The sequence below is a fragment of the Ruminococcus sp. AM43-6 genome, from assembly GCF_003461785.1.
Taxonomy (GTDB): Bacteria; Bacillota; Clostridia; order Oscillospirales; family Ruminococcaceae; genus Hominimerdicola; species Hominimerdicola aceti.
The window spans coordinates 310,301-331,583 of sequence record NZ_QTXU01000002.1 but is presented as its reverse complement, the minus strand read 5'-3'; the positions used below and the strand labels follow the sequence as shown (position 1 = coordinate 331,583).

General features: G+C 44.6%; 19 protein-coding genes. 8 read left to right on the top strand and 11 right to left on the bottom strand.

Annotation, left to right across the window (positions count from 1 at the left end):
* Positions 1-125: 125 nt before the first annotated feature.
* Positions 126-764: a hypothetical protein gene (locus DW938_RS03200; RefSeq protein WP_118123853.1), complete on the bottom strand. Its 639-nt coding sequence runs from the start codon at positions 762-764 to the stop codon at positions 126-128.
* 250 nt (positions 765-1,014) lie between these two features.
* Here DW938_RS03200 and spoIVB point away from each other — a divergent pair, with 250 nt between their 5' ends.
* Both spoIVB and spo0A read left to right on the top strand, forming a co-directional pair.
* Positions 1,015-2,241, top strand: a complete 1,227-nt coding sequence (gene spoIVB, locus DW938_RS03190) for a SpoIVB peptidase (RefSeq protein WP_118123851.1) — start codon at positions 1,015-1,017, stop codon at positions 2,239-2,241.
* Positions 2,242-2,511: 270 nt separating this feature from the next.
* Entirely contained in the window at positions 2,512-3,294 is a 783-nt protein-coding gene (gene spo0A, locus DW938_RS03185; protein WP_022288684.1) for a sporulation transcription factor Spo0A, read from the top strand.
* 250 nt (positions 3,295-3,544) lie between these two features.
* Here spo0A and DW938_RS03180 read toward each other — a convergent pair whose 3' ends face one another.
* Positions 3,545-4,960 carry a sugar transferase gene (locus DW938_RS03180; RefSeq protein WP_118123876.1) on the bottom strand — a complete coding sequence of 472 codons (1,416 nt, stop codon included), beginning with the start codon at positions 4,958-4,960 and terminating at the stop codon, positions 3,545-3,547.
* A gap of 281 nt (positions 4,961-5,241) precedes the next feature.
* Here DW938_RS03180 and metF point away from each other — a divergent pair, with 281 nt between their 5' ends.
* On the top strand, positions 5,242-6,096 hold the full coding sequence (gene metF / locus DW938_RS03175) for a methylenetetrahydrofolate reductase [NAD(P)H] (RefSeq protein ID WP_022288686.1): 855 nt from the start codon (positions 5,242-5,244) through the stop codon (positions 6,094-6,096).
* A 270-nt stretch (positions 6,097-6,366) separates the two neighbouring features.
* Here metF and DW938_RS03170 read toward each other — a convergent pair whose 3' ends face one another.
* From DW938_RS03170 to DW938_RS03150, 5 genes are all read right to left on the bottom strand, one after another.
* Entirely contained in the window at positions 6,367-7,641 is a 1,275-nt protein-coding gene (locus DW938_RS03170; RefSeq protein ID WP_118123850.1) for an ABC transporter permease, read from the bottom strand.
* Between the two features lie 15 nt (positions 7,642-7,656).
* A complete protein-coding gene (locus DW938_RS03165; protein WP_118123849.1) occupies positions 7,657-9,504 on the bottom strand; it encodes a biotin/lipoyl-binding protein in 1,848 nt (615 codons plus the stop codon).
* Entirely contained in the window at positions 9,501-10,187 is a 687-nt protein-coding gene (locus DW938_RS03160; RefSeq protein ID WP_117856805.1) for an ABC transporter ATP-binding protein, read from the bottom strand. The genes DW938_RS03165 and DW938_RS03160 overlap by 4 nt, the downstream gene beginning before the upstream one ends.
* Before the next feature lie 12 nt (positions 10,188-10,199).
* Positions 10,200-11,642, bottom strand: a complete 1,443-nt coding sequence (locus DW938_RS03155) for an efflux RND transporter periplasmic adaptor subunit (protein WP_118123848.1) — start codon at positions 11,640-11,642, stop codon at positions 10,200-10,202.
* Positions 11,643-12,113: 471 nt separating this feature from the next.
* Positions 12,114-12,389, bottom strand: coding sequence for a hypothetical protein (locus DW938_RS03150; RefSeq protein WP_117863626.1), 276 nt, complete (start codon positions 12,387-12,389; stop codon positions 12,114-12,116).
* Between the two features lie 336 nt (positions 12,390-12,725).
* Between DW938_RS03150 and DW938_RS03145 the strand changes: the two genes are divergently transcribed.
* Positions 12,726-13,355, top strand: a complete 630-nt coding sequence (locus DW938_RS03145) for an orotate phosphoribosyltransferase (RefSeq protein WP_242989547.1) — start codon at positions 12,726-12,728, stop codon at positions 13,353-13,355.
* A 133-nt stretch (positions 13,356-13,488) separates the two neighbouring features.
* Here the strand turns inward: DW938_RS03145 and DW938_RS03140 are convergent, their stop codons facing one another.
* From DW938_RS03140 to DW938_RS03125, 4 genes are all read right to left on the bottom strand, one after another.
* On the bottom strand, positions 13,489-14,040 hold the full coding sequence (locus tag DW938_RS03140; RefSeq protein WP_117896568.1) for a TIGR04002 family protein: 552 nt from the start codon (positions 14,038-14,040) through the stop codon (positions 13,489-13,491).
* Positions 14,041-14,240: 200 nt separating this feature from the next.
* The gene (gene pdxT / locus DW938_RS03135) at positions 14,241-14,810 is read right to left on the bottom strand and encodes a pyridoxal 5'-phosphate synthase glutaminase subunit PdxT (RefSeq protein ID WP_118123847.1); all 570 of its coding nucleotides are present in this window, start codon (positions 14,808-14,810) and stop codon (positions 14,241-14,243) included.
* Between the two features lies 1 nt (position 14,811).
* Entirely contained in the window at positions 14,812-15,687 is an 876-nt protein-coding gene (pdxS, locus tag DW938_RS03130) for a pyridoxal 5'-phosphate synthase lyase subunit PdxS (RefSeq protein WP_278278267.1), read from the bottom strand.
* Between the two features lie 370 nt (positions 15,688-16,057).
* The gene (locus DW938_RS03125) at positions 16,058-16,492 is read right to left on the bottom strand and encodes an Rrf2 family transcriptional regulator (RefSeq protein ID WP_118123846.1); all 435 of its coding nucleotides are present in this window, start codon (positions 16,490-16,492) and stop codon (positions 16,058-16,060) included.
* Between the two features lie 204 nt (positions 16,493-16,696).
* Between DW938_RS03125 and zapA the strand changes: the two genes are divergently transcribed.
* The 4 genes from zapA to DW938_RS03105 are packed head-to-tail and all read left to right on the top strand — an operon-like array spanning position 16,697 to position 20,884.
* The gene (zapA, locus tag DW938_RS03120; protein WP_118123845.1) at positions 16,697-17,203 is read left to right on the top strand and encodes a cell division protein ZapA; all 507 of its coding nucleotides are present in this window, start codon (positions 16,697-16,699) and stop codon (positions 17,201-17,203) included.
* Complete coding sequence (locus DW938_RS03115; protein ID WP_118123844.1) at positions 17,203-19,275, top strand: U32 family peptidase; 2,073 nt, start codon at positions 17,203-17,205, stop codon at positions 19,273-19,275. The genes zapA and DW938_RS03115 overlap by 1 nt, the downstream gene beginning before the upstream one ends.
* A 1-nt stretch (position 19,276) precedes the next feature.
* Positions 19,277-19,717, top strand: a complete 441-nt coding sequence (dut, locus tag DW938_RS03110) for a dUTP diphosphatase (protein ID WP_118123843.1) — start codon at positions 19,277-19,279, stop codon at positions 19,715-19,717.
* Between the two features lie 18 nt (positions 19,718-19,735).
* Entirely contained in the window at positions 19,736-20,884 is a 1,149-nt protein-coding gene (locus DW938_RS03105) for an amidohydrolase (RefSeq protein WP_118123842.1), read from the top strand.
* Positions 20,885-21,283: the final 399 nt, after the last annotated feature.

Below are 21,283 nucleotides of genomic sequence, written 5' to 3'. Positions count from 1 at the left end.
TTTTCTTCTTAATGAACTCCTTAAAATAAACTCTGATAACATTCTCATTCAATTATATCATTTTATGACATAAAGTCAATAGAATATTGCAAAATCTCACATTTACACAAAAACGCAGACCAAAATCAGTTGATAATGCTCTCAACAGGAGCGTTATCCCTCTCTCTTTGCAGTCTTTTTCGCTCAATGAGTTTTCTTATTATAGTGCAGATGAGCAGAGCCGCTGATATGACAGCAACACCTATTATAGGATAAAATCTCCACATATATTCCTTATCCATATTCTGCAAAGACTGATCTACAGCCGAATTGCTCAGCTTGTCCTGTATCCTTTTTATAAGATATCCGCCCGCTTTAAGAAACGATATCATGCCCCCAAGGCTAAGTATAAAGGAAACGATATATTTTTTGAAAAACGCAAACAATATTCCTGCAAACATAACAACAACGCCTGCCGCCATTGCCCACAGCACCCACTTTGGCGGAACGGGCTCTATATACTTGCCCATGATGCCCACGATAGTTACACCGCCGTAGAAAAATCCCGAATACGCAAACGGCACTATCATAAGAAGCTTCAAAATAAGATAATAAACAGGCTCACCGTTCGGTTTTGTGTGTTTCGCCTTTTTCATCATCTTTTTCGCCGAGCGGCTCTGCCTTTCTCTGGCTTCCTCACGCTCTCTCTGTTCTTCAAGCTCCGCTTCTTTCCTGAGCCTGTCCTGCTTTTCTTTCTGTGCTTTAAGTCTGTCTTTTTTTGACATAATGTACCTCTTTTATGTATTAAAATATTATCGTATCATAGTGTTCTCATCAGATATTTTATTATATCATAGTATGCCACGAAATTCAACACATACAAATGAAATTTTCTTCCTTTGCACTGTTAAGAAGGCAGAATAAAATTGAAAAAGGCTTTCCAAGACAAATAATACTTGTGCCGACGGCTGAATTAAATTTCTCAGCAGGTCAACAATAAAAGCGAAAAGAAAAACAGAAAGGAACGTGAAAAAAATGTCGTCATTTTTCAAAAAAACAGCCTGCGTCACAGGGATAATACTGCTGGGGCTGTTTGGTCTTATAGGATTTTATTCCACAACGCTCCCCGATTTCTACCTTGTTTCAAAGGGCAGCGAGCTTAGCGTGAACTCCTTTTTCACCATATCCTCAAAGCCCTGCGAAAGCAAGGTGACAGTGGCGGTGTCAGGCGGTTCGTCAGGAGCGTCACGATACACAAAAAATATGCTCATGCTTTTTGGGGCAGTGCCGGTCAAGGAGGTTGAATCAAAGACAATGGAAAGACCAATGCTTTATCCTTGCGGACAGCCATTCGGCATAAAGCTTCTCACAGAGGGCGTAATGGTAGTCGATCTGCAAAAGGTGGATTCTTCAAGCCCTGCCAAAGATTGCGGTATCAGAGAGGGCGATGTTATAGTATCTATCGACGGAGAAAAAGTCAAAAGCAACGCAGACGTTGCAAAGATAATAAGAAGCTCAAACGGTGAAGCCTGCTCAGTGCGCATAAAGCGTGGAAGCAACGACCTGACCTTCAAACTCTGCCCACGCCTTGAGAGCGGAAGCTATAAAGCGGGAATGTGGGTGCGTGACTCCTCCGCAGGCATAGGCACTCTCACATTCTATGACCCTGAAAACGGAACTTTCGGAGGTCTTGGTCACCCCGTATGCGACGCAGACACAAAAGAACCCCTCCCCCTCTCCGCAGGCACAGTTGGCGAAATAAACCTCACCGGTTTCAACAAATCACGCTCAGGCTGTCCGGGACAGCTTTTAGGCGAGTTTGCGAACTCCGCCTCCACAGGTGATATCCTGAAAAACTGCGAAAGCGGCGTGTTCGGCACACTGAATGCAAATCCTTGCACAAATGCAAAAGAGTTTCCTCTCGGCTTCCGTCAGGAGATACACCCCGGCAAAGCCAAAATACTCTCCTCTATTGACAATGACGGGCCAAAAGAATATGAGATATCTATCGAGCAGATAAATCTCTCAGATTCTGCCGAGCATGACCTTGTTATCAAAATAACTGACAAGACGCTTCTTGAAAAAACAGGGGGCATTTTGCAGGGCATGAGCGGCTCGCCTATCATTCAGGACGGAAGACTCGTGGGCGCAGTGACCCATGTTTTTATCGAGGACACCGCCAAAGGCTACGGTATCTTCGCTGACGAAATGTATTCAAAGACCTCAGAGCTTGCCGAAAGCACCATAGAAAACGCAGGTTAGCGACCTTTGCCGATCGCTGTCGATTTATGAAAAGGCTTTGCATAGAGAAAAATATCATCTACAGTCGAACAATGCTTAATTATCTTGTTTTGGCATATTCACGCACTGATATTTGTACACTTTGCATTAATAAGTCGATAATTTGTTGACGATTTTTCTAAAAAACTATTGCATTTAACAAATAAATGTGTTATCATTTATCTTGTGAAAGGGAGTTAAAACAAACGCTCTCAAACAAAAATGACAGATTATACGACGGAGGAAATGACAATGACAAACAAGATCAAAATTCTTATTGGCGACGATTCGGCACAGTACGGGGTAGCATGTGCTTCCTCACTGAGAGCAATGGGCTTTTTCGTGATAACACGTCCCAAGGACGGACTTACTATCTATGACGCTATCAAAAACGAACAGCCGGACGTTGTTATCGCAGACGCAGTGATGCCGAGTCTTGACGCAATCGAGCTTATCAGAAAGATACAGAACTCGTCCTATCAAAAACCGCTTTTTATAATCACAAGCGCCTATGAGAACTCATTTATAGAAACACAGGTCATGAACGCAGGAGCATCATATTTCATGCTCAAACCATTCGACATAAAGATACTTGGCGAGAGGATAAAGTCCATGCTGGATATCGACACCGATATATCCTCCGACTCAAGCTATACGAAAAACAAACAGAGCATAAACCTTGAGATAATCGTCACAGACATAATCCATCAGATAGGTGTCCCTGCCCACATCAAGGGCTATCACTATCTCAGGGAAGCTATCATACAGTCCGTGAACGATAAGGAAATGCTTGAAAGCGTTACAAAGCTATTATATCCTGCAGTGGCAAAAAAATTCGCAACTACGCCCTCCAGAGTGGAAAGAGCCATACGCCATGCCATTGAGATAGCATGGGACAGAGGAGATATCGACACCCTCAACAGCTTTTTCGGCTACACAATAAACACAGGCAAGGGCAAGCCCACAAACAGCGAATTTATCGCACTTATCGCAGACAAAATAAGCCTTAAATTCAAGACCACCATGGCGGTCTAGGGGTCATAAGTCATATATGCAAAAAGAGCAGAACGCATTTTCACGTTCTGCTCTTTTGCCGTTTATTAATAAATGTAGGGGCGAACAGTGTTCGTCCGTCTTTGTTCGCCTGCTAAATTTGCAATAAGACAAACTTTTTCACTTTGGGTGTTACGTTGCATTTCCGAACACAGGCGACCTCAGGTCGCCCCTACACACAAAATACAAAAAAAGAGGGCGAAAATGATCCGCCCTCTGCATTTTCATATTATCACAGCTTTATCTCTTCGCTGTTCTTTTCGTCCTTGCTGTTGTCATGCTCTATCCTGTCACGGTGAGTTTCAAGAGGAGCCGAATCCTTTACGCCCTCTGTGGCTTCCGGTATAAAGCAGGTCTTTACCGTCATAAAGAATATTCTAAGATCAAGCATAAGCGACTGATGCTCTATGTACATAAGGTCAAGCTTCAGCTTGTCATAAGGCGTAGTGTTATACTTTCCCATTACCTGCGCATAGCCCGTAAGTCCAGCCTTGACTTTCAGCCTGTATTTAAACTCAGGCATTGTTTTTTCATACTTCTGCGCGATCTCAGGCCGCTCAGGTCTAGGCCCTACAAACGACATATCGCCCTTTAGTATGTTTATAAGCTGCGGAAGCTCGTCTATCCTTACTTTTCTTATAAACTTTCCTATAGGAGTGATACGGCTGTCATTTTTCTTTGCAAGGGTCGCGCCGCTTTTCTTTTCAGCGTCAACTATCATGCTTCTGAACTTGTATACCTTGAACACCCTGCCCCCTGTTGTGAGCCTTTTCTGAGAATAAAGCACAGGACCGCCATCATAAGCTTTTATTGCAATAGCCGTCACTAGCATGAACGGCGAAGCGATAACAAGCGCCGCTGCTGACAACAAAATATCGAGCGTTCTCTTTACCGCACGCTGTTCCCAGCGCAAGCCGTCATTTCTCGCCAGCAAAAGGGGCGTATCGAAAAGGTGGAAATCCTCCGCACCCCTTACGATAATATCTGACAGCTTAGGGTTTATATAAGTCCTGATAGAGTTTTCAAAAGTAAATTTCAAAAGCTTGTTTCTCAGGTCATTTGGAATATCTGAGATTATAACAGCCTCGTGTTTTAATATCTCACGCTCGATATCCTCAAGGCTCTCCTCACAGCTTATAGAAGCGCATATCCTGTATTTGTCATTTCTCACGCTCATTTTTGAAACAAGGTACTTAGCGTTCTTGTTTCCATAAACGATTATCATTCGCCGTGGAGGGTATACCGCCTGATATATCCAAGTGAAAACATAGCTCCACGCAAAGGCTATGGCCACCTGAATTACCGTCATAACAAGTATGGGCGCTATGTTGAGCCTGCCTCGTCCAATAAGAGAAACGAGTATAAATTCTATAAAATTCGCACCCAACAATCCCAGCACCTGCGAACCAAAAAGCCCCGTGAATTTATCATATCCAAGACGGAAGCCGTTAAAGGTCTTTGCCATGGATATATAGAGCACCGCATAGATAGCCACCATAAGTATGTTACCATTATGCCAGAACGGGTCACGCATCGCCTTGTTGTAAAAGTTGTTCCAAACCGTGTCGAAGCACTTCATAAAGGCACAGATTATAACAAGTGCGCTGAGATAGTTAAGTATCTTTTTGAACTGATCTCTGTTATTCAACAAAAAACCGCCTTTCTCTGCTGTTTTTGTTATCTGCTCAATGAGTAAAGTATAGCATACTTTTCGCCAATAATCAAGCATTACACACAATTTTCACCGACTGCCACCTTTTTTAGCCTGATTTTTCAAGATAATACCTGTATCTTCATTCGATATAGTTTTAAACTATGGCAGACCATAGAATAAAAATTATTGATTTACTAGGAATTTTGTGTTATAATGTACTTTACAGAAAAATAAAAAATATATTTTTATATAGATAACAGAAAAGAGGAAAATAAATGAAGACCTGCGAGCTTTTCAAGAAAAAGACAACATTATCCTTTGAGGTATTCCCACCAAAGAGTTCAACGCCTGTTGAGAGCATATACAGCACCATATCACAGCTCCAGCCACTTAACCCTGATTTTATCAGCGTAACATACGGAGCAGGCGGAAGCACGAACAATGCGACTATCGACATATGCTCGGCTATAAAAAATCACCACAAGATAGAGTCGGTGGCACATCTTCCATGCCTTTATCAGACAAAGGAGCGAGTATTAGAGCAGCTTGAAGAGATGAAGTCTGCGAATATCGAGAACATACTTGCTTTGAGAGGTGACAGAAACCCTGATTTTGAGCCGGCAGGTGATTTTCACTACGCTTCCGACCTTGTATCTTTCATAAAAGAACACAGCGACATGAACGTAATAGGCGCATGCTATCCTGAATGTCACCCGGAGTGCGACAGCATAGTAGATGATATAAAGCACCTGAAGGATAAAGTAGACGCAGGCTGTTCACAGCTTATCACCCAGCTTTTCTTTGACAACAGCACATTTTACGATTTCAGAGAAAAAACAGCCATAGCAGGTATAAACGTGCCTATCGAAGCAGGAATAATGCCTGTGACCAACAAAAAGCAGATACTTAGAATGACCACCCTTTGTCATGCGACCCTGCCGAAGAAGTTTCTGAAGATAATGGACAAATACGAGAACGACCCAATAGCAATGAGAGATGCAGGCATAGCCTATGCGGTATCGCAGATAGTAGATCTCATCGCCAATGATGTAGACGGCATACACCTTTACACCATGAACAATCCATATATAGCAGAGAAGATATGTGAAGCGGTGAAGTCGCTTTTCTGATTTACACAAACGCAAGCAGGCGGAGAATTGATCTCCGCCTGCTTTTTTGTTTTCCGCACAGACCAACTGTAGGGGCGAACAGTGTTCGCCCGTTTCATTTTTTCACGATCCTACTGATTATTACATTGTATAAACACTGCACCCAAATGTAGGGGACGGCGCCCCGACGTCCCCACATCGAAGCGTTAAGGTTTGATTTATCATAAAGCTGTGTAGGCAAACAAAAGCGGGTCAGAGCTTTATACTCCGACACCGCTTTATTATAGCTTATTATTCATATCTCAAAGCGTCGATAGGATTGAGCTTCGCCGCCTTTATGGACGGAATAAGTCCAAATACTATTCCAACTACCATTGAAAATACCACCGACACTACTATTGACGCCGAGGATATCGCCACAGGCACTTCTGCTACCTTCGCTATTACCTGTGAAAGCCCTATACCCGTCAGCACACCGATTATTCCGCCTATGCTCGTAAGCACTGCCGCTTCTGTCAAAAACTGTGCAAGAATTCTCTTTTTCCTTGCTCCAAGTGCTTTTTTCAGTCCTATCTCTCTCGTTCTCTCTGTTACCGACACGAGCATAATGTTCATTACGCCTATACCGCCTACCAACAGCGAGATGCTAGCTATCCATATAAGCATCTTATTAGTGGATGAACTCAGATCCTGCAATGACTTCGCCTGCTCCAGCAGGCTATCGCTCTTGTATTCCACAGAAGCGCTGGTTTCCTCACTTCCGCCCTTTACAGCCGAAACGTTCTCGTTAAGAATATCCGCCGACTTTTTGCCCGCATTCGTCATGGAGTCTGTGTCCACAGCCTTTACGATACAGTTTTCCGGTTCGTCATAGCGGAAAACTATCCCCCAATCGTTTGTGGGGATAAAGATAAGTCCGCTTGATGTCTGATTGTATGTGTAGTAGTCCTCCACGGAGCTTATAACAGGCTCAAAGCTTGAATTTTTCACAGCCACGCCTATTACAGTGAACGGCTCGCCACTTATATCTATGACCTTTCCCACAGGGCTTTCACCCTGGAAAAGACCCTCTGCAAGCGTCTTGTCTACCACTGCCACCTTGTCAAATTTGGTAAAGTTTCTCTCCGCAAAGCCCTTTCCCTCAACTATCTCGTATCCAACAGTGTCAAAATAATCCTTGTCTACTCCGTATATAGTTGACGAATCCATTTTGTTGTTAAGATAAAACAGATTGTCAGGATTGTTTCTTGTGCGGTAAAAAGTGCTTGACTCCACCTCTTTAAGCTCGTTGATACGTTTTTTAGTGTCCGATGTGAACATTGCCACATTAGACGGTGGCGCTTCATAAGAAAAGTCGCAAACAGTGTCGCCATTTGAAAGCTGGATCTTCACAGTGTTGTTTCCTGCGCCGATAAGATTGTTCTTTATCTGCTCATTTGTACCCTTGATAGTGGAAACTATAGCAATGATAGCCGCAATACCGATAATGATACCAAGCATAGTAAGAAACGAGCGTATCTTATGTGAAAGTATTCCCTTAAATGAAAGTCTGATATTTTCTATCATATTATCCGCCCCCTTTTAATACTCAGGATAAAGGACTTTGTCGGTCTCCTTTGTCCTTACGCCCTCTTTGACGTCCTTGCCGTATGGGAAGCATATCTTATCTTTCATAGAAAGTCCGCCCTTGACCTCGATATTAGTGCCATACATTATCTTGCCTGTTTTTATGTAGCTTTTCACAAGTCTGCCGTCCTTGTTGGCCTTCATTATATAGTAGTTTCCGTTTTCCTGCCTTACATAATGTATAGGCAGATAAACGCTGTCACTGGTCGTGGTGTCATTCACAAATGAAACGCCTACCCAGTCGCCCACGTTGAAATCCGTGCTGTCGCTGAGCTTAGCTTCTACAGTGTAGGTGGAGCTGTTAGGATTGTCACCCCAGTTGTTTGACGAGTATGACGTAGGCTCGCTGCTTATCTTTGTTATCTCAGCGTCAATGCTCATTCCCGTGTTGTATGAGTTCACCATAACAGTGTTTCCCACAGCCGCTCTGTCAAGATTAAGCTCGCCCACACTAAAAGTAACGGAAACTCCGCCCTCGCCCTCGATTATAGCGAAAGCGTCATCATCTGAGCTGTCACCGCTGTAGTCCATGCTGCTGTCCATAATGTCCACATCGTCCTTGCCGTCAACATCGTCCGAATTATTGTCCTCTGCGGCAGCGTCGCCTACAGTGCCTATCTTTTTAACGACTCCGTCGATATTAGCCACTACCTTGCCGTCTGTCTTTTTCTTCAAAGCGTCATTGTAGTCAAGCTTTGCAGACTTAAGGTTAAGCTTTAAGCTCTTTATCTCGTCCTCTTTTTCTGATATCATTTTCTTTATCTCTGCACGGCTGTACATATAGTCCTCAGAGCCTGAATTTGTATCGTCCGTCTGTGACGGGTCAGCAGGAGTGACATCTATGCCGGCATCATTATCATCATAATCACCGTCATCAGGTATATCCGCATCACCGCCATTGTCGGTATCATCAGTATCATCGCTATCGTCAGCACTGTCATCACTGCTGTCTGAGCCTACAGGCACAACGATAGAGAACTTGCCGAACTGCTCCACAGAAGTGTCAAGAGAAAGCGTACCGCTTTCCTTGTCCTCAGTTATCCCCTGTGAAACTGTCCAGTCTGCAAGAGCCTTTTTGCCCATTGTTTCACGGTTGACTATCCACTTGTATATAAAGTTTGAGTTATCATCATAAACGCAAAGCTCCGCATACGCCCCCGTTGTCTTTATCCTTTCAAGAAACGCTCTGGATACCTTTGTGTTAATGTTGCAGTTTATAATATAAGGATCGTCCTTTGTGCCTGCATTTTTCGTCTGGAAAACAGCCTTTACAACGTCCACAGTTTCCACAGGCTCAGGAGTTGGCTCAGGATCTGGAGTTGGCTCTGGTTCCGGTTCCGGCTCTGGTTCCGGCTCAGGCTCCGGATCGTCAGGCTCTTGCGGTGCGTCCTCAGAAGGCTTTAAAAGCTTGTATTTAGCAAGCTCCTTTTCAGCCATTTTGATGTTCTGCTCGCAGACCTTTACCTGATTTTCTTTCTGTGAAAGCTCCAGCTCAACCACCGTCATGTCATATTCAAGTATAGTGTCACCCTTTTTAACAGTGTCGCCCTTTTTCACAAGCACCTTTTTAACAAGCTTCTCGTTGTCAAGAGTAACTCTCTGAGTATTGGCAGAAACTATCTGCCCGTCCATGTTTGCCGAGTTGTCCCACTCGTACATATCCGCAGTTTCCGCCATAAGGTCAACAGGAACTACCGCCACAACAGTTTTCTTGTCCTGATTTTTCTTATATTTCATTGCTCCCGCATATCCGCCTCCGCCGAGGATAGCTATGCACAGGAGCGTTATTATTACCTTTTTCATTCCTGCTCACCTGCCTTTTCTCCATGAAGCTCGCCGTCACGGATATACATTATCCTCTTTGCACATCTTGCAATGTCAGGCTCGTGTGTTATCATAACGATAGTAACACCATCGTCATTAAGCTCCTTGAAAAGCTCCATTACCTGATCGCCAGACTTTGTGTCAAGAGCGCCTGTGGGTTCGTCTGCAAGAAGGAGCTTTGGATTGTTGACTATCGCCCTTGCAATAGCCACCCTCTGCTTCTGACCGCCTGAAAGCTGAGTAGGCTTGAACATCATTCTCTGTGCAAGCCCCACCTTTTCAAGAGCCGCCTTTGCTCTCTGACGTCTTTCTCTTTTGCCTACCCCCGCATAAAGCAGCGGAAGCTCCACATTTTCAAGTGCTGATTGTCTAGGGAGCAGATTAAAGTTCTGAAATACAAAACCTATCTTCTTGTTTCTTATCTCCGAAAGCTTCCTATCCTTTGCCTGCATAATGTCACAGCCGTCAAAAACAAAGCTTCCCTTTGTCTGCTTGTCAAGACAGCCTATAATGTTCATAAGCGTAGACTTTCCCGAACCTGACGGACCCATTATCGCCACATATTCCCCCTCTGAGACATCAAGGGAAATATCCTTAAGCACAGGCACAGCTTCCTTGCCCTGCAAATAATCCTTGTAGATATTTTTCAGTTCAAATACCATTGCAAGCCCTCCTTATTCAGCGAAAACTGCGTCAGCATCAGCAGCGTCGGCATTCTCACCGTCTGCATTTTCTGCATTTTCCTCTTCACCGTAAAGCTTGTTGAAGTATTCTTCTATCTCCTCGTCCGTCATGCTTGCAAGCATATCCTCGTCTATAGCCATGCCGTCCTCATCACTTCCGTCAAAAGCGATGTCCTCGTCACCGCCCTCGTTATCAGCGTCACTGTCCGTGTTGTCGTTCGGGTCAAGGTCATTAGGCGGAACAGACACGTCAGCCTCATTGGTGGTAGCCGTCATGCCCTCCTCGATAGATTTGTCAGGGTATGCGATATAATCGCCCTTTTCAAGACCTGACTTTATCTCGCAGTCACCATTATCCTCGTCCTTCTGACCTATCTCAACATATCTCTTTTCTATCTTTCCGTCCTCGTTCTTAGCCCAAACGTAGTTCTTCTTGCCGTCCTTGCAGATAAAGTCGGAATAGAGCCAAATTCCTGTTTTGTTTATAGAGGTGTCCTGACCGTTATCAATCTCGATAAGAACGTGCTGACCGAGCATAAGTCCGTCAAGGCTCTCAGGCTTAACATAGAAAGCGTAGTTTGAAGACTGGCTCATCTCATCGCTTGAACCGTAGCTGTACATATCTTCACCAGAATTTTTCTGCGGACTTGTGTCAACAGAAGTTATCTCGCCCTTCCAAGTGGAATCATCAAGCCTTGACTTTACGATAACAGAAGCTCCCTGCATGATATCTTTGCTGTTCTGCTCGTTGAATCTGCCCTTTATTCTGTAGTCGCCCTCTTCTGTTATCTGCATTATAACGTCGCCGCCGTCCTCCTGAAGCTTGTCCACCGTCTTGACGTTCTTTACAGTTCCGTCGATAGAAGCGGTGACGTATGCGTTCTTTGTGGAAGCCTCCAGCTTTTTGATCTCAACGTTTTTAGCCTTTATATCATATTCGTTCTTGGCATTGTCGCTCTGCAAAGAAAGGATCTGGGTCGTGTATGACACAGCAGCGTCCTGATCGGCGTTTTTCTTTTCCTTTTCAAGCTCAGCTATCTGATTCTTGTTTGAAGCTATCTCGTTCTGGAGCCTCTCCACCTCGAGCTTAGCCTGCTCAAGCTGAAGATTTATAGCCTCAACGTCATATGTAAGAAGCTTGTCACCCTTTTTAACAGAGTCACCGTTCTTAACAAGTATCTCGTCCACCGTCTTTGAGCTGTCATACTTTACGTCCACAGACTCCTGTGCCTCAACAACGCCCAAGAACGAGCGATTAGAAAGCTTGAAGTCCGACGCAGTGTTAAGTGACGATACCTTCTGCACATATACCTTCTGTGAGCTTTTTGAGCCTCCCTTGCCGGTCTTTTTCCATACGAAAAAGCCTCCCACACACACTGTGCAGACGATAACAAGCACTATTATAACAGTGCATATCCTTTTTTTCGTGGTCATTGCAATACCTCCGTTTGTGATTTTTCCAAAACAGCATAAAAAGATCCGCCTGACAGCAGCCGGACGGATAAAACAGCCCCACCTTCCCCATAAGGGTATAGCATGAGCGTATTATTCTTTGTTATCTTGCTGTCCTGTTGTCTTTTGTTCTTATCTGTTTTTATGTATACATTATACCATAAAAAGAGTATAAGTCAATAAATAAAGCCGTTGTTTTAAGAAACTCATAAGAATTCCCCTTATCTATAAAGACGTGCAATAACAAATAAAGTTGCAAACAAAAAAATCTCACACGCACACTATTCGCCCCCCTACATACAAACAGCATATTTACATCGCTTGTAGGGGACGGCGCCCTCGACGTCCCGCTTGTTTGACATTCTTGGCGAAACAGTGTTCGTCCGTTTCTGCTGTTTATTACATCTACCACCAACAACAAAAAAAGGGCAGCCCAAGCCGCCCTAATATGTATTATTTTTTCTTAGCCATAAGCCCTATCATTATAAGCACTACCACCGCACCGCCGCCGATACAGCCGAAAAGCACCCAATCGGTCTCCGTGTTCTGGGTGGAGTTTTTCTGCGCCTTGATGACCCCCTGCTCCGCCATAGCCTCCGCCGCAGAGCTTTCCGTTACAATGGAGCTGTCCTCCACCTGAGGGCTGTCCGCATACACCGCCCACGGTATTATCATCATAAGCGACATCACAGTCGCCCCAAGCCCCGACAAAAGCTTTCTCGTCCTCATATAAAAAGACCTCCTCCGATACGCCTTTTATCAACAGCAAAGCTTTATCACAGAGCTGCTTAAAGTTTTCCTCATTCAATTATACACATTTTCCAATAAAATTACAAGCAGAATTTTGTACAAATCATACATTAGTTTACACAACAATATACACAACACCTCACGAATTACAAATAAATCGCTGTAAATTTTGATTTATCAGTTTATTAATTGTGTATTGTCACAAAAATATATAGCAAAATTCATCAAAAATAGCATTGAAAATCTTGTTCATATGTGATATAATAACGAATAGCAACATACTGTTCACACTTTACTTGTAAGGAGGTCTTTATTTTGGAAGAACGTATGCAAATTATACAGGCAGCAGGCAACAGCAAGATACAGATAGGCGTTATACCGGGTCACTATGCAACTAACCACTCGCATATCAATTATTATGTAGATATAACATCTCTTAAAACTGGTTATAAAATGGCAAAGGAAGCCGCAAAGGCATTGGCAGCCACCTATGTTTCAACACATATCGACACTATCATATGCCTTGAAGGCACAGAGATCATCGGTGCCTTTCTCGCTGAAAGCCTTGGCGAAAGCGGCATAAACAGCGGTGCAGACGTAAATGTAGTAACACCTGAGCTAAACGCTGTAAATCAGATGATATTCAGAGATAACACTCAGAAGAAAATATGGGGCAAGCAGGTGCTTCTGCTTATCGCTTCCGCATCTACAGGAAAGAGCATAAACAGAGCTATTGACTGCCTGAAATACTATAACGGCAATCTTGTGGGAATAGCTTCCATATTCTCCGCTATCAAAGAGAACAACGGTATCGCTATCCATGCCCTTTTCACAGAAAAGGATATTCATGATTACATGACATATACATCATCAGAATGCCCAATGTGCAAATCAGGACAGAAGGTCGACGCTTTGGTAAACAGCTTCGGCTATTCAAAGATATAGCTTGTAACTTCATTCTCCATAAAAATAACGTTAAAGGGACGGAATTTGACTTCCGCCCCTTTTTCTTTTGCCAAAATGCGTAGGGACGACCTGATGTCGCCCACTTTGCTTATCACGCTTTTATGCCAATAAATTATCCAAACAAATGTGAAAACTTCTTTTTAAGCCCAGCCTTGTCAAAACCAAGACCAAGCACTATATAAAGTATCGAGCTTGCAAGCACCTGTATGCAGTAAGCAGGAGTCTGACCGAAAGCCGAAATTATTGCGCTCTTTGAAAAACCGCCTGCCATAAAAATTCCCTCATAAAGACTGTAGCATACCACGCATATAACAAGCGCAGGGATAATGCCGAGAAGATTTCTCACGCAGATTATCTTCTCTGTCTTTCTTGAAAAGCAAAGAGCAGTTATCGCCTTTATAACGATAGTTCCAGGAAGCCATACCACAAATCCCGAAAGTCCGTCTGCAAGACCTGCTCCGATAGCGCCTGCCGCCATTGCATAAGGCGTAGGAAGCATTGAAGCCGCAAGATAAATAAGTCCGTCACCTGCGTGTGTGTAGCCTGCACCCGTAGGAATGTGAAGCCATGCCGTAAGAACATATATCATTGCCGCAAAAAGACCTGTCACGCATATAAGCTGAATATGCTTTGTTGAATTTTTTACCTGAGCTGTTGTACTCATTTTTATCACTCCAATTTAATTATTTTACCATTTGTCGAAAAATTACATCATGTAGGGGACGACGCCCTCGGCGTCCCGCTCCTCACAATAGTACGATTTTAAACGTAATTTCTATATCCCCATAAACGCACTAATGCCTTTCCCCATTTTTCAGAGAAAAGACATATAATGCAATATTTGTGGTCGTCCACCATTATTCTTTATTTTCCGCTTATCATATCAAGGAAATACTGATGAACTGTCCTGTCCTCAGTAAGTTCAGGGTGAAAAGCCGCCGCAAGCTGGTTTTTGTATCTCACCGCAGTGATGAAACCCTCGTGCTGTGAAAGCACCTGGCATTCATCATCAAGCACCTTTTCGATATAAGGAGCTCTTATAAATACCTGGGTTATTTCCCTGCCCGCAAAATCTTCCTTGCATGAAAAGCTTCCAAGCTGTCTGCCGTAAGCGTTTCTTTTTACCCTCACAGGCAGTGTGCAGAAATTCTTTCTGTCATCATTGGATACCTCTTCTGCAAGCAGTATAAGCCCTGCACAAGTGCCGAAACAGTATCCGCCATTTTTGATGTATTCGCTCACAGGCTCAAAAAGTCCAAGCTCTCTTAACAGCTTTCCCATAACAGTGCTTTCGCCACCTGGGATAATGATGCCGTCAAAGCCGTCATCAAAATCACGAAGCTGCCTTATCTCTTTTACCTCTGCTCCTAAAGCAGTCAGAACTTTTTCGTGTTCCGCAAATGCCCCTTGCAGAGCCAGAACTCCGATCTTCATATTACTTGCCTCTCTCTGCCATGAGCAACTTGATCTCCTGCTCGTTGATACCTACCATAGCCTCGCCAAGATCTTCAGAAAGCTCAGCCAGCATCTTAGGATCATTGTAATTTGTCACAGCCTGAACGATAGCTCTTGCCCTCTTCTCAGGGTCGCCTGACTTGAAGATACCTGAGCCTACGAATACGCCCTCTGCCCCAAGCTGCATCATAAGAGCAGCGTCCGCAGGAGTAGCAACTCCTCCTGCCGCAAAGTTTACAACAGGAAGTCTGCCGTTGTCAGCAACATACTTAACGAGCTGATAATCAACTCTCAAGTCCTTTGCAGCCTGATAAAGCTCGTCCTTTGACATTGAAGTAAGTCTTTTTATCTCGCTCATCATCATTCTCATGTGGCGAACAGCCTGAACAACATCGCCCGTACCGGGCTCGCCCTTTGTTCTTATCATTGACGCTCCCTCGCTTATTCGTCTGAGAGCCTCGCCCAAGTCCTTTGCACCGCATACGAACGGCACCTTGAACTGCGTCTTGTCAATGTGATACTTGTCGTCAGCAGGTGAAAGCACTTCGCTCTCGTCAATGTAGTCTATCTCTATAGCCTCGAGTATCTGCGCCTCAGCAAAATGACCTATCCTGCACTTTGCCATAACAGGGATAGAAACAGCCTCCTGAATACCCTTTATCATCTTAGGGTCGCTCATTCTCGAAACACCGCCTGCGGCTCTTATGTCAGCAGGGATACGCTCCAGCGCCATAACAGCGCAAGCTCCTGCCGCTTCAGCTATCTTAGCCTGCTCAGGTGTAGTAACGTCCATTATAACGCCGCCCTTTAACATCTGTGCAAGATTTTTATTAAGTTCATACTGTTCGCTCATGATATTTTCCTCCGATAAATTAATTTCTATCCTTATTTTATACCTCCAGACTATGATTTGCAAATGCCTCAGTTTCACACTTTTTCCACCGCAGATTGTATCTTTTGCACAATCCAAAAGTCCTATCCGAACATCACATTTGTGCATCAAAGCAATACCATATCCCACAATAATTTTACAAGAACATGACAAAATCAATTATGCACAAAACCAAGCTGTAATATAGGTTTTCTTTTGTGCTATAGGTAGAAGATAAAAAGGCGTAAAAAAAGAGCGGTCATAGGCAAGACCGCCCCATTCTGCAAACAGACAGCTTAAAATCGCACAAAAAGCGCATAAAAAACGGGCGAGCAAAGCCCGCCCCTACAAAATATCAAATAACGTAATCATCTATCCTTGCATTTTCCTGATTTACAAGGTCCTGCAAAGTAATGCCGTCAACAACATCATTTATAGCACCGTAAAGCTTTTTCCATACCATCAGCGTTGAACAGCTGTCCTGACGCGGGCAGGTATTTTCTTCCCCCTCCAGACAAGCCACAGGAGCAAGACTTCCCTCTGTGAGCCTAAGTATCATTCCTACAGTGTATTCCGCAGGCGTTTTTGCCAGCTTGTATCCGCCCCCTGCACCACGAACGCTCTTTACAAAGCCCGCTCTTGCAAGAATGGATATTATCTGTTCAAGATACTTGTCGCTGATGTCTTGTCTTTCAGCGATCACTTTGATAGGCACATATCCGCTCTGCTCATGTAAAGCAAGGTCAAGCATAAGCCTCAGTGCATATCTTCCCTTTGTGGATATTTTCATCAGCGTCAGATCCTTTCATAAATCCTATAGAAAATCTATGATTAATTATATATCATATTTGTAAAAATGTCAAGCAAAAACCACCGCAAAGGGCGTATTTACAAAAAACTTCTTTTTACCCTCTTTATTTTTCTCAAAAAGTAGTGTATAATACAATTAAGTATACGAGTTCACAGCAAAGAAAATAAAGGGAGGTCAAAAGCTATGAAAAACAAGCTTAAAGTAAATATTTATAACCGTACATACAATCTGCTTTCCGAAGAGTCGCAGGAGTATACCAATAAACTTGCGTTGGTGATAAATTCAAAGATAAAAGGCATGATGAAAGCTATCCCGAGCCTTTCCGTTCAGGACGCCGCAGTGCTGACAGCACTTGATTGTCTTGACGAGCTCAGCAAGGCAAATCAGAATATCGAGAATATCCGCGCCCAGATAAAGGACTATGTTGACGATGCAGGCAGAGCAAGAAGTCAGGCTGACGAAGCTCAGAAAGAAATAAGAGAGCTTCAGGCAAAAGTCCATGACCTTGAAGAACAGCTCGAAGCACGCACAGTTGTAAAAAGAGAGCCTGAAGACGAAGTTATAAACGCAAACGAGCTTCTTTCGCAGGAGATAAAGAACGCTATTGAAAGACCTGTCCACCCTAATCAGCCTAACAACGGCAATTTTGTCGGCACAGTGAATTACAGACCCGAGGGAGGAAGCCATTAATGGCTCACAAAGCTGAGATACTTGCCCCTTGCGGTTCTTTTGAAACTCTCGAAGCCGCCCTTAGAAGCGGCTGTGACGCAGTTTATCTCGGGGGAGAGAAATTTTCCGCCAGACAAAATGCCGCCAATTTCACAGATGAACAGCTAAAAGAAGCCGTAAGGCTCTGTCACCTGCGAGGTGTAAAGGTCTATCAGGCGATAAACACTGTTGTCTTTGACGAACAGCTCGAAGAGTGCAAAAAAGCCGTCAAATTTGCCGCAGAAATTGGCGTTGACGGACTTATCACCCAAGACCTGACCCTTGTGAAAATATGCCGTGAATGCTGCCCCGACCTTGAATATCACGCCTCCACCCAAATGACCATCCACAGCGAAAGCGGCGTGAAAATGGCTAAAAACCTTGGTTTTTCAAGAGCCGTCCTGTCAAGAGAGCTTCCCGAGCATACCATAAAAGACCTCACCGCCCTTGGCATCGAAACAGAGGTCTTTGTCCACGGCGCACTTTGTATGTCCGTGTCAGGTCAATGCTATATGAGTGCGTTGATAGGTTCGAGAAGTGCCAACAGGGGACTTTGTGCTCAGGCTTGCAGACTTCCAGCCCAAGGGGATAAGATAACAAAGGGGCAGGAGCGTTACGCCCTCTCTCTGAAAGATATGTCCTATGTTGATAAGCTCCAAAGGCTCGAAAAGGACGGAGTTTTCTCTCTTAAAATAGAGGGCAGAATGAAGCGCCCCGAATATGTTGCGGCGGCAGTGAACTGCTGTAAAAATTCTCTCGAAAACAAGCCTTATGACCTGAAAGCCCTTGAAGCGGTCTTTTCCCGCGGGGGCTTTACAAACGGCTATTACAATGGCAGATTAGGCAGAGAAATGTTCGGCACAAGGCAGAAAGAGGACGTTTCCGCCACCGCCAAAATTCTTCCCGAGCTTCATGAGCTTTACCGCAGATGTGAAAAGCGCACAAAAGCCTTTTTCACCATAAAGCTTCAGGAAAATTCTCCGGCGGAGCTTTCTCTCCGTGACAGCGAGGGAAACACCGTGACCGTTTACGGTGATATACCGCAAAAAGCCTTAAAAAAGGCCTGCGACAGCGACTATGTAAAAAAACAGCTCTCCAAGCTTGGGGACACCATATATGAGTTCGGAGAACTTGAAGCCGCCATAGGCAAAGACCTTGCCTATCCAGCTTCCGCACTTAATGACCTAAGACGGCAGGCGGTAGAAAAGCTTGACCAGAAGCGTATAGACTTTTTCACCCATACTGCAGATTTTACCGACAAAGCACTTGCTGATTTCTCCGCCTTGCCAAAAGCCTATGAGCGCAAAAAAATACGCATAATGCTCTCAAAACTCTATCAGCTTGAGGGCGTTGACCTTGACAGAGCAGAGCTTGTGGGCGTGCCAATAGAGATAGCGTCAGAAGCGACAAAGATCGTGTCAGACAAAAGCAAGCTTATGATAATAATGCCACGCTTCACATTTGACGAGAAAGCCCTGTGTGAAAAGCTTTCAGCCGCAAAAGAAGCAGGCATAACAAAAATGCTCGCCATGAATATCGGCCACTGCCTTATTGCGAATGACCTTGGCTTTGAGCTTCACGCAGGCTATTCGTTCAATCTCTGCAACTCACCCGCATTGGACGAGGTAAAAAAACTTGGTGCAAAAGACTGCACAGTGTCCTTTGAGCTTAAAGCGTCGCAGATAGAAAAGTTAAAGAAGCCCATTGAGATAGGCTTTGTGGCATATGGCAGACTTCCCCTTATGCTCACAGCAAACTGTCCTATAAGAAACGATATGGGCTGTAAAAACTGCAAGGGCAAGCTTTTGGACCGCACAGGCAGAGAGTTTCCGGTGAGGTGTCCAAAGGGCAGAGATTGCGCAGAGATACTAAATTCCGATATTTTGTACCTTGCAGACAAGCTGACGGATTTTGACAATGCCGACTATATGGAGCTTCACTTCTATGAGGAGAATGCCCACAGGATAAACGAAATAATAAAAGCCTACAGTGGCGAAAGGGGCGCAAAGCCCGAAAACGCTACCAATGGCCTATACTACAGAGGAGTTTTATAAAATGAGATTACTTATAAAAAAGCTTAAGGAAAATGCAGTTATCCCTGCAAGACAAACAGAATTTAGCGCAGGCTATGACCTTTGTGCCTGCACAGACGCACCTGTAACCATAAAAGCAGGTCAGACCGAGAAAATACACACAGGCATATCAGCCGAGGTTCAGGGTGAGAAAAACTGCGTTCTTCTTATCTATGCAAGAAGCTCACTCGCATCAAAGTTCGGCATTGCCCCTGCAAACTGCGTTGGCGTTGTTGATTGGGACTACAGAGGTGAGATAATCTGCGCTCTCCACAACAGTTCAGACAAGGACTACACCATAAGCAGCGGCGACAGGATCGCACAGCTTGTGATAACCCCTGTTTTCACTCCCGAAATAGAGGAAGTAACAGAGCTTTCCGATACAGAGCGTGGCGCAGGCGGCTTTGGCTCAACAGGCAAATAAGAATGGTGAAAACTGCATATGAAAATTTACAACGTTAAAATAAAGACCATGGACAGCGACAGACGTGTTATTGAAAACGGCTGGGTGGAGATAACAGACGGCATAATTTCCGCCGTAGAAAGCGGCTCTCCCGAAGCTGTCACAGCCGAGGACATAGACGGCAACGGCAGAACAGTTTACCCTGGTTTTATCGACATTCACACACATCTTGGACTATCCACAAGCGGCGTAGGCATGGAGGGCGAGGATTTCAACGAGGAATCCGAGCCATGCACAGCTCATATCCGCATTGTTGACGGCATAAACCCTATCGACTATTCCTTTGAGCTTGCAAGAAAAGCAGGCGTAACTTGCTGTCTTGTATCCCCAGGCTCAGCAAACCCAGTCGCAGGCAGTATTGCGGCAGTAAAGACCTATGGCAAGCGAATAGATAAAATGCTTGTAGGCACAGTTGGAATGAAATTCTCAATGGGTGAAAACCCTAAACTCACCTATTCTGACAAAGAGGACGCCCCCTACACCCGAATGGCAGTGGCAGGCATAATAAGAGAAGCACTTATAAAGGCGCAGAAATACGGTGAAGCGGTCGAGCGTGCAATGGGAAGCGAGGAGGATATGCCTGAGTTTGACATGAAGTCGGAGGCTCTGCTCCCTGTTCTCAGAGGCGAAGTCAAGGCGCATTTTCACTGTCACAGGGCGGACGATATTTTCACCGCCATAAGGATAGCGAAAGAATTTGAGCTTGACTATGTGCTTATACACTGCACTGACGGTCATATCATAGCTGACGAGCTTGCAGAGGAGGAAGCAAGCTGTGTGATAGGTCCTGTAATATGCGACAGATGCAAGCCTGAAATGGCAAATCTTACCTCAGCAAACGCAGGCATACTTTCTTCTCACGGCATAAAGGTAGCAATCTGCACCGACCACTCAGAAGTGCCGGTAGAATATCTTCCCTTGTCAGCGGCTATTGCAGTAAAAAACGGTCTTGACTATGAAAAGGGCATTGAAGCTATCACCTGCACAGCGGCAGAGATAGCAGGCATTTCCGACCGAGTAGGCTCTATAAAGACAGGGCTTGACGCAGACCTCACCCTGTTCAGCGGCGACCCCCTTGATGTAATGGTATCACCTGACATGGTGATATGCGGTGGAAAAATAATTTGATATGATACTAATGCGGAACGGTTTTCGTTTCGCATTTTTTATTTGTACTTGTGTTATCCGCACTTTGTTATGCACTTTACAAACCATGTAGGGGCTGGCGCCCTCGACAGCCCGCACCTGTTTGCCTGCTCAATCCTGCGATAACCCCACAAATGGCGGTAGGGGCGAACAGCGTTCGCCCGCCTTTATTCGCCTACATGGTTTGTACAAATTCAACCTCCCGCAACTCCTCGAAACGGGACGTCGTGTTTCTGCAAAGCAGAAATTGCGCTGCTCCCCTACAGGTATTCGTGCAAGTTTCTGCCGCCGCAAAATCGCTCCGCTCTTTGCGGATATACGTTTTGCTTTGGGATAGAATAGCGGTGCAGATTGTGTTACTCCGATATTTCTTTTGTCTGA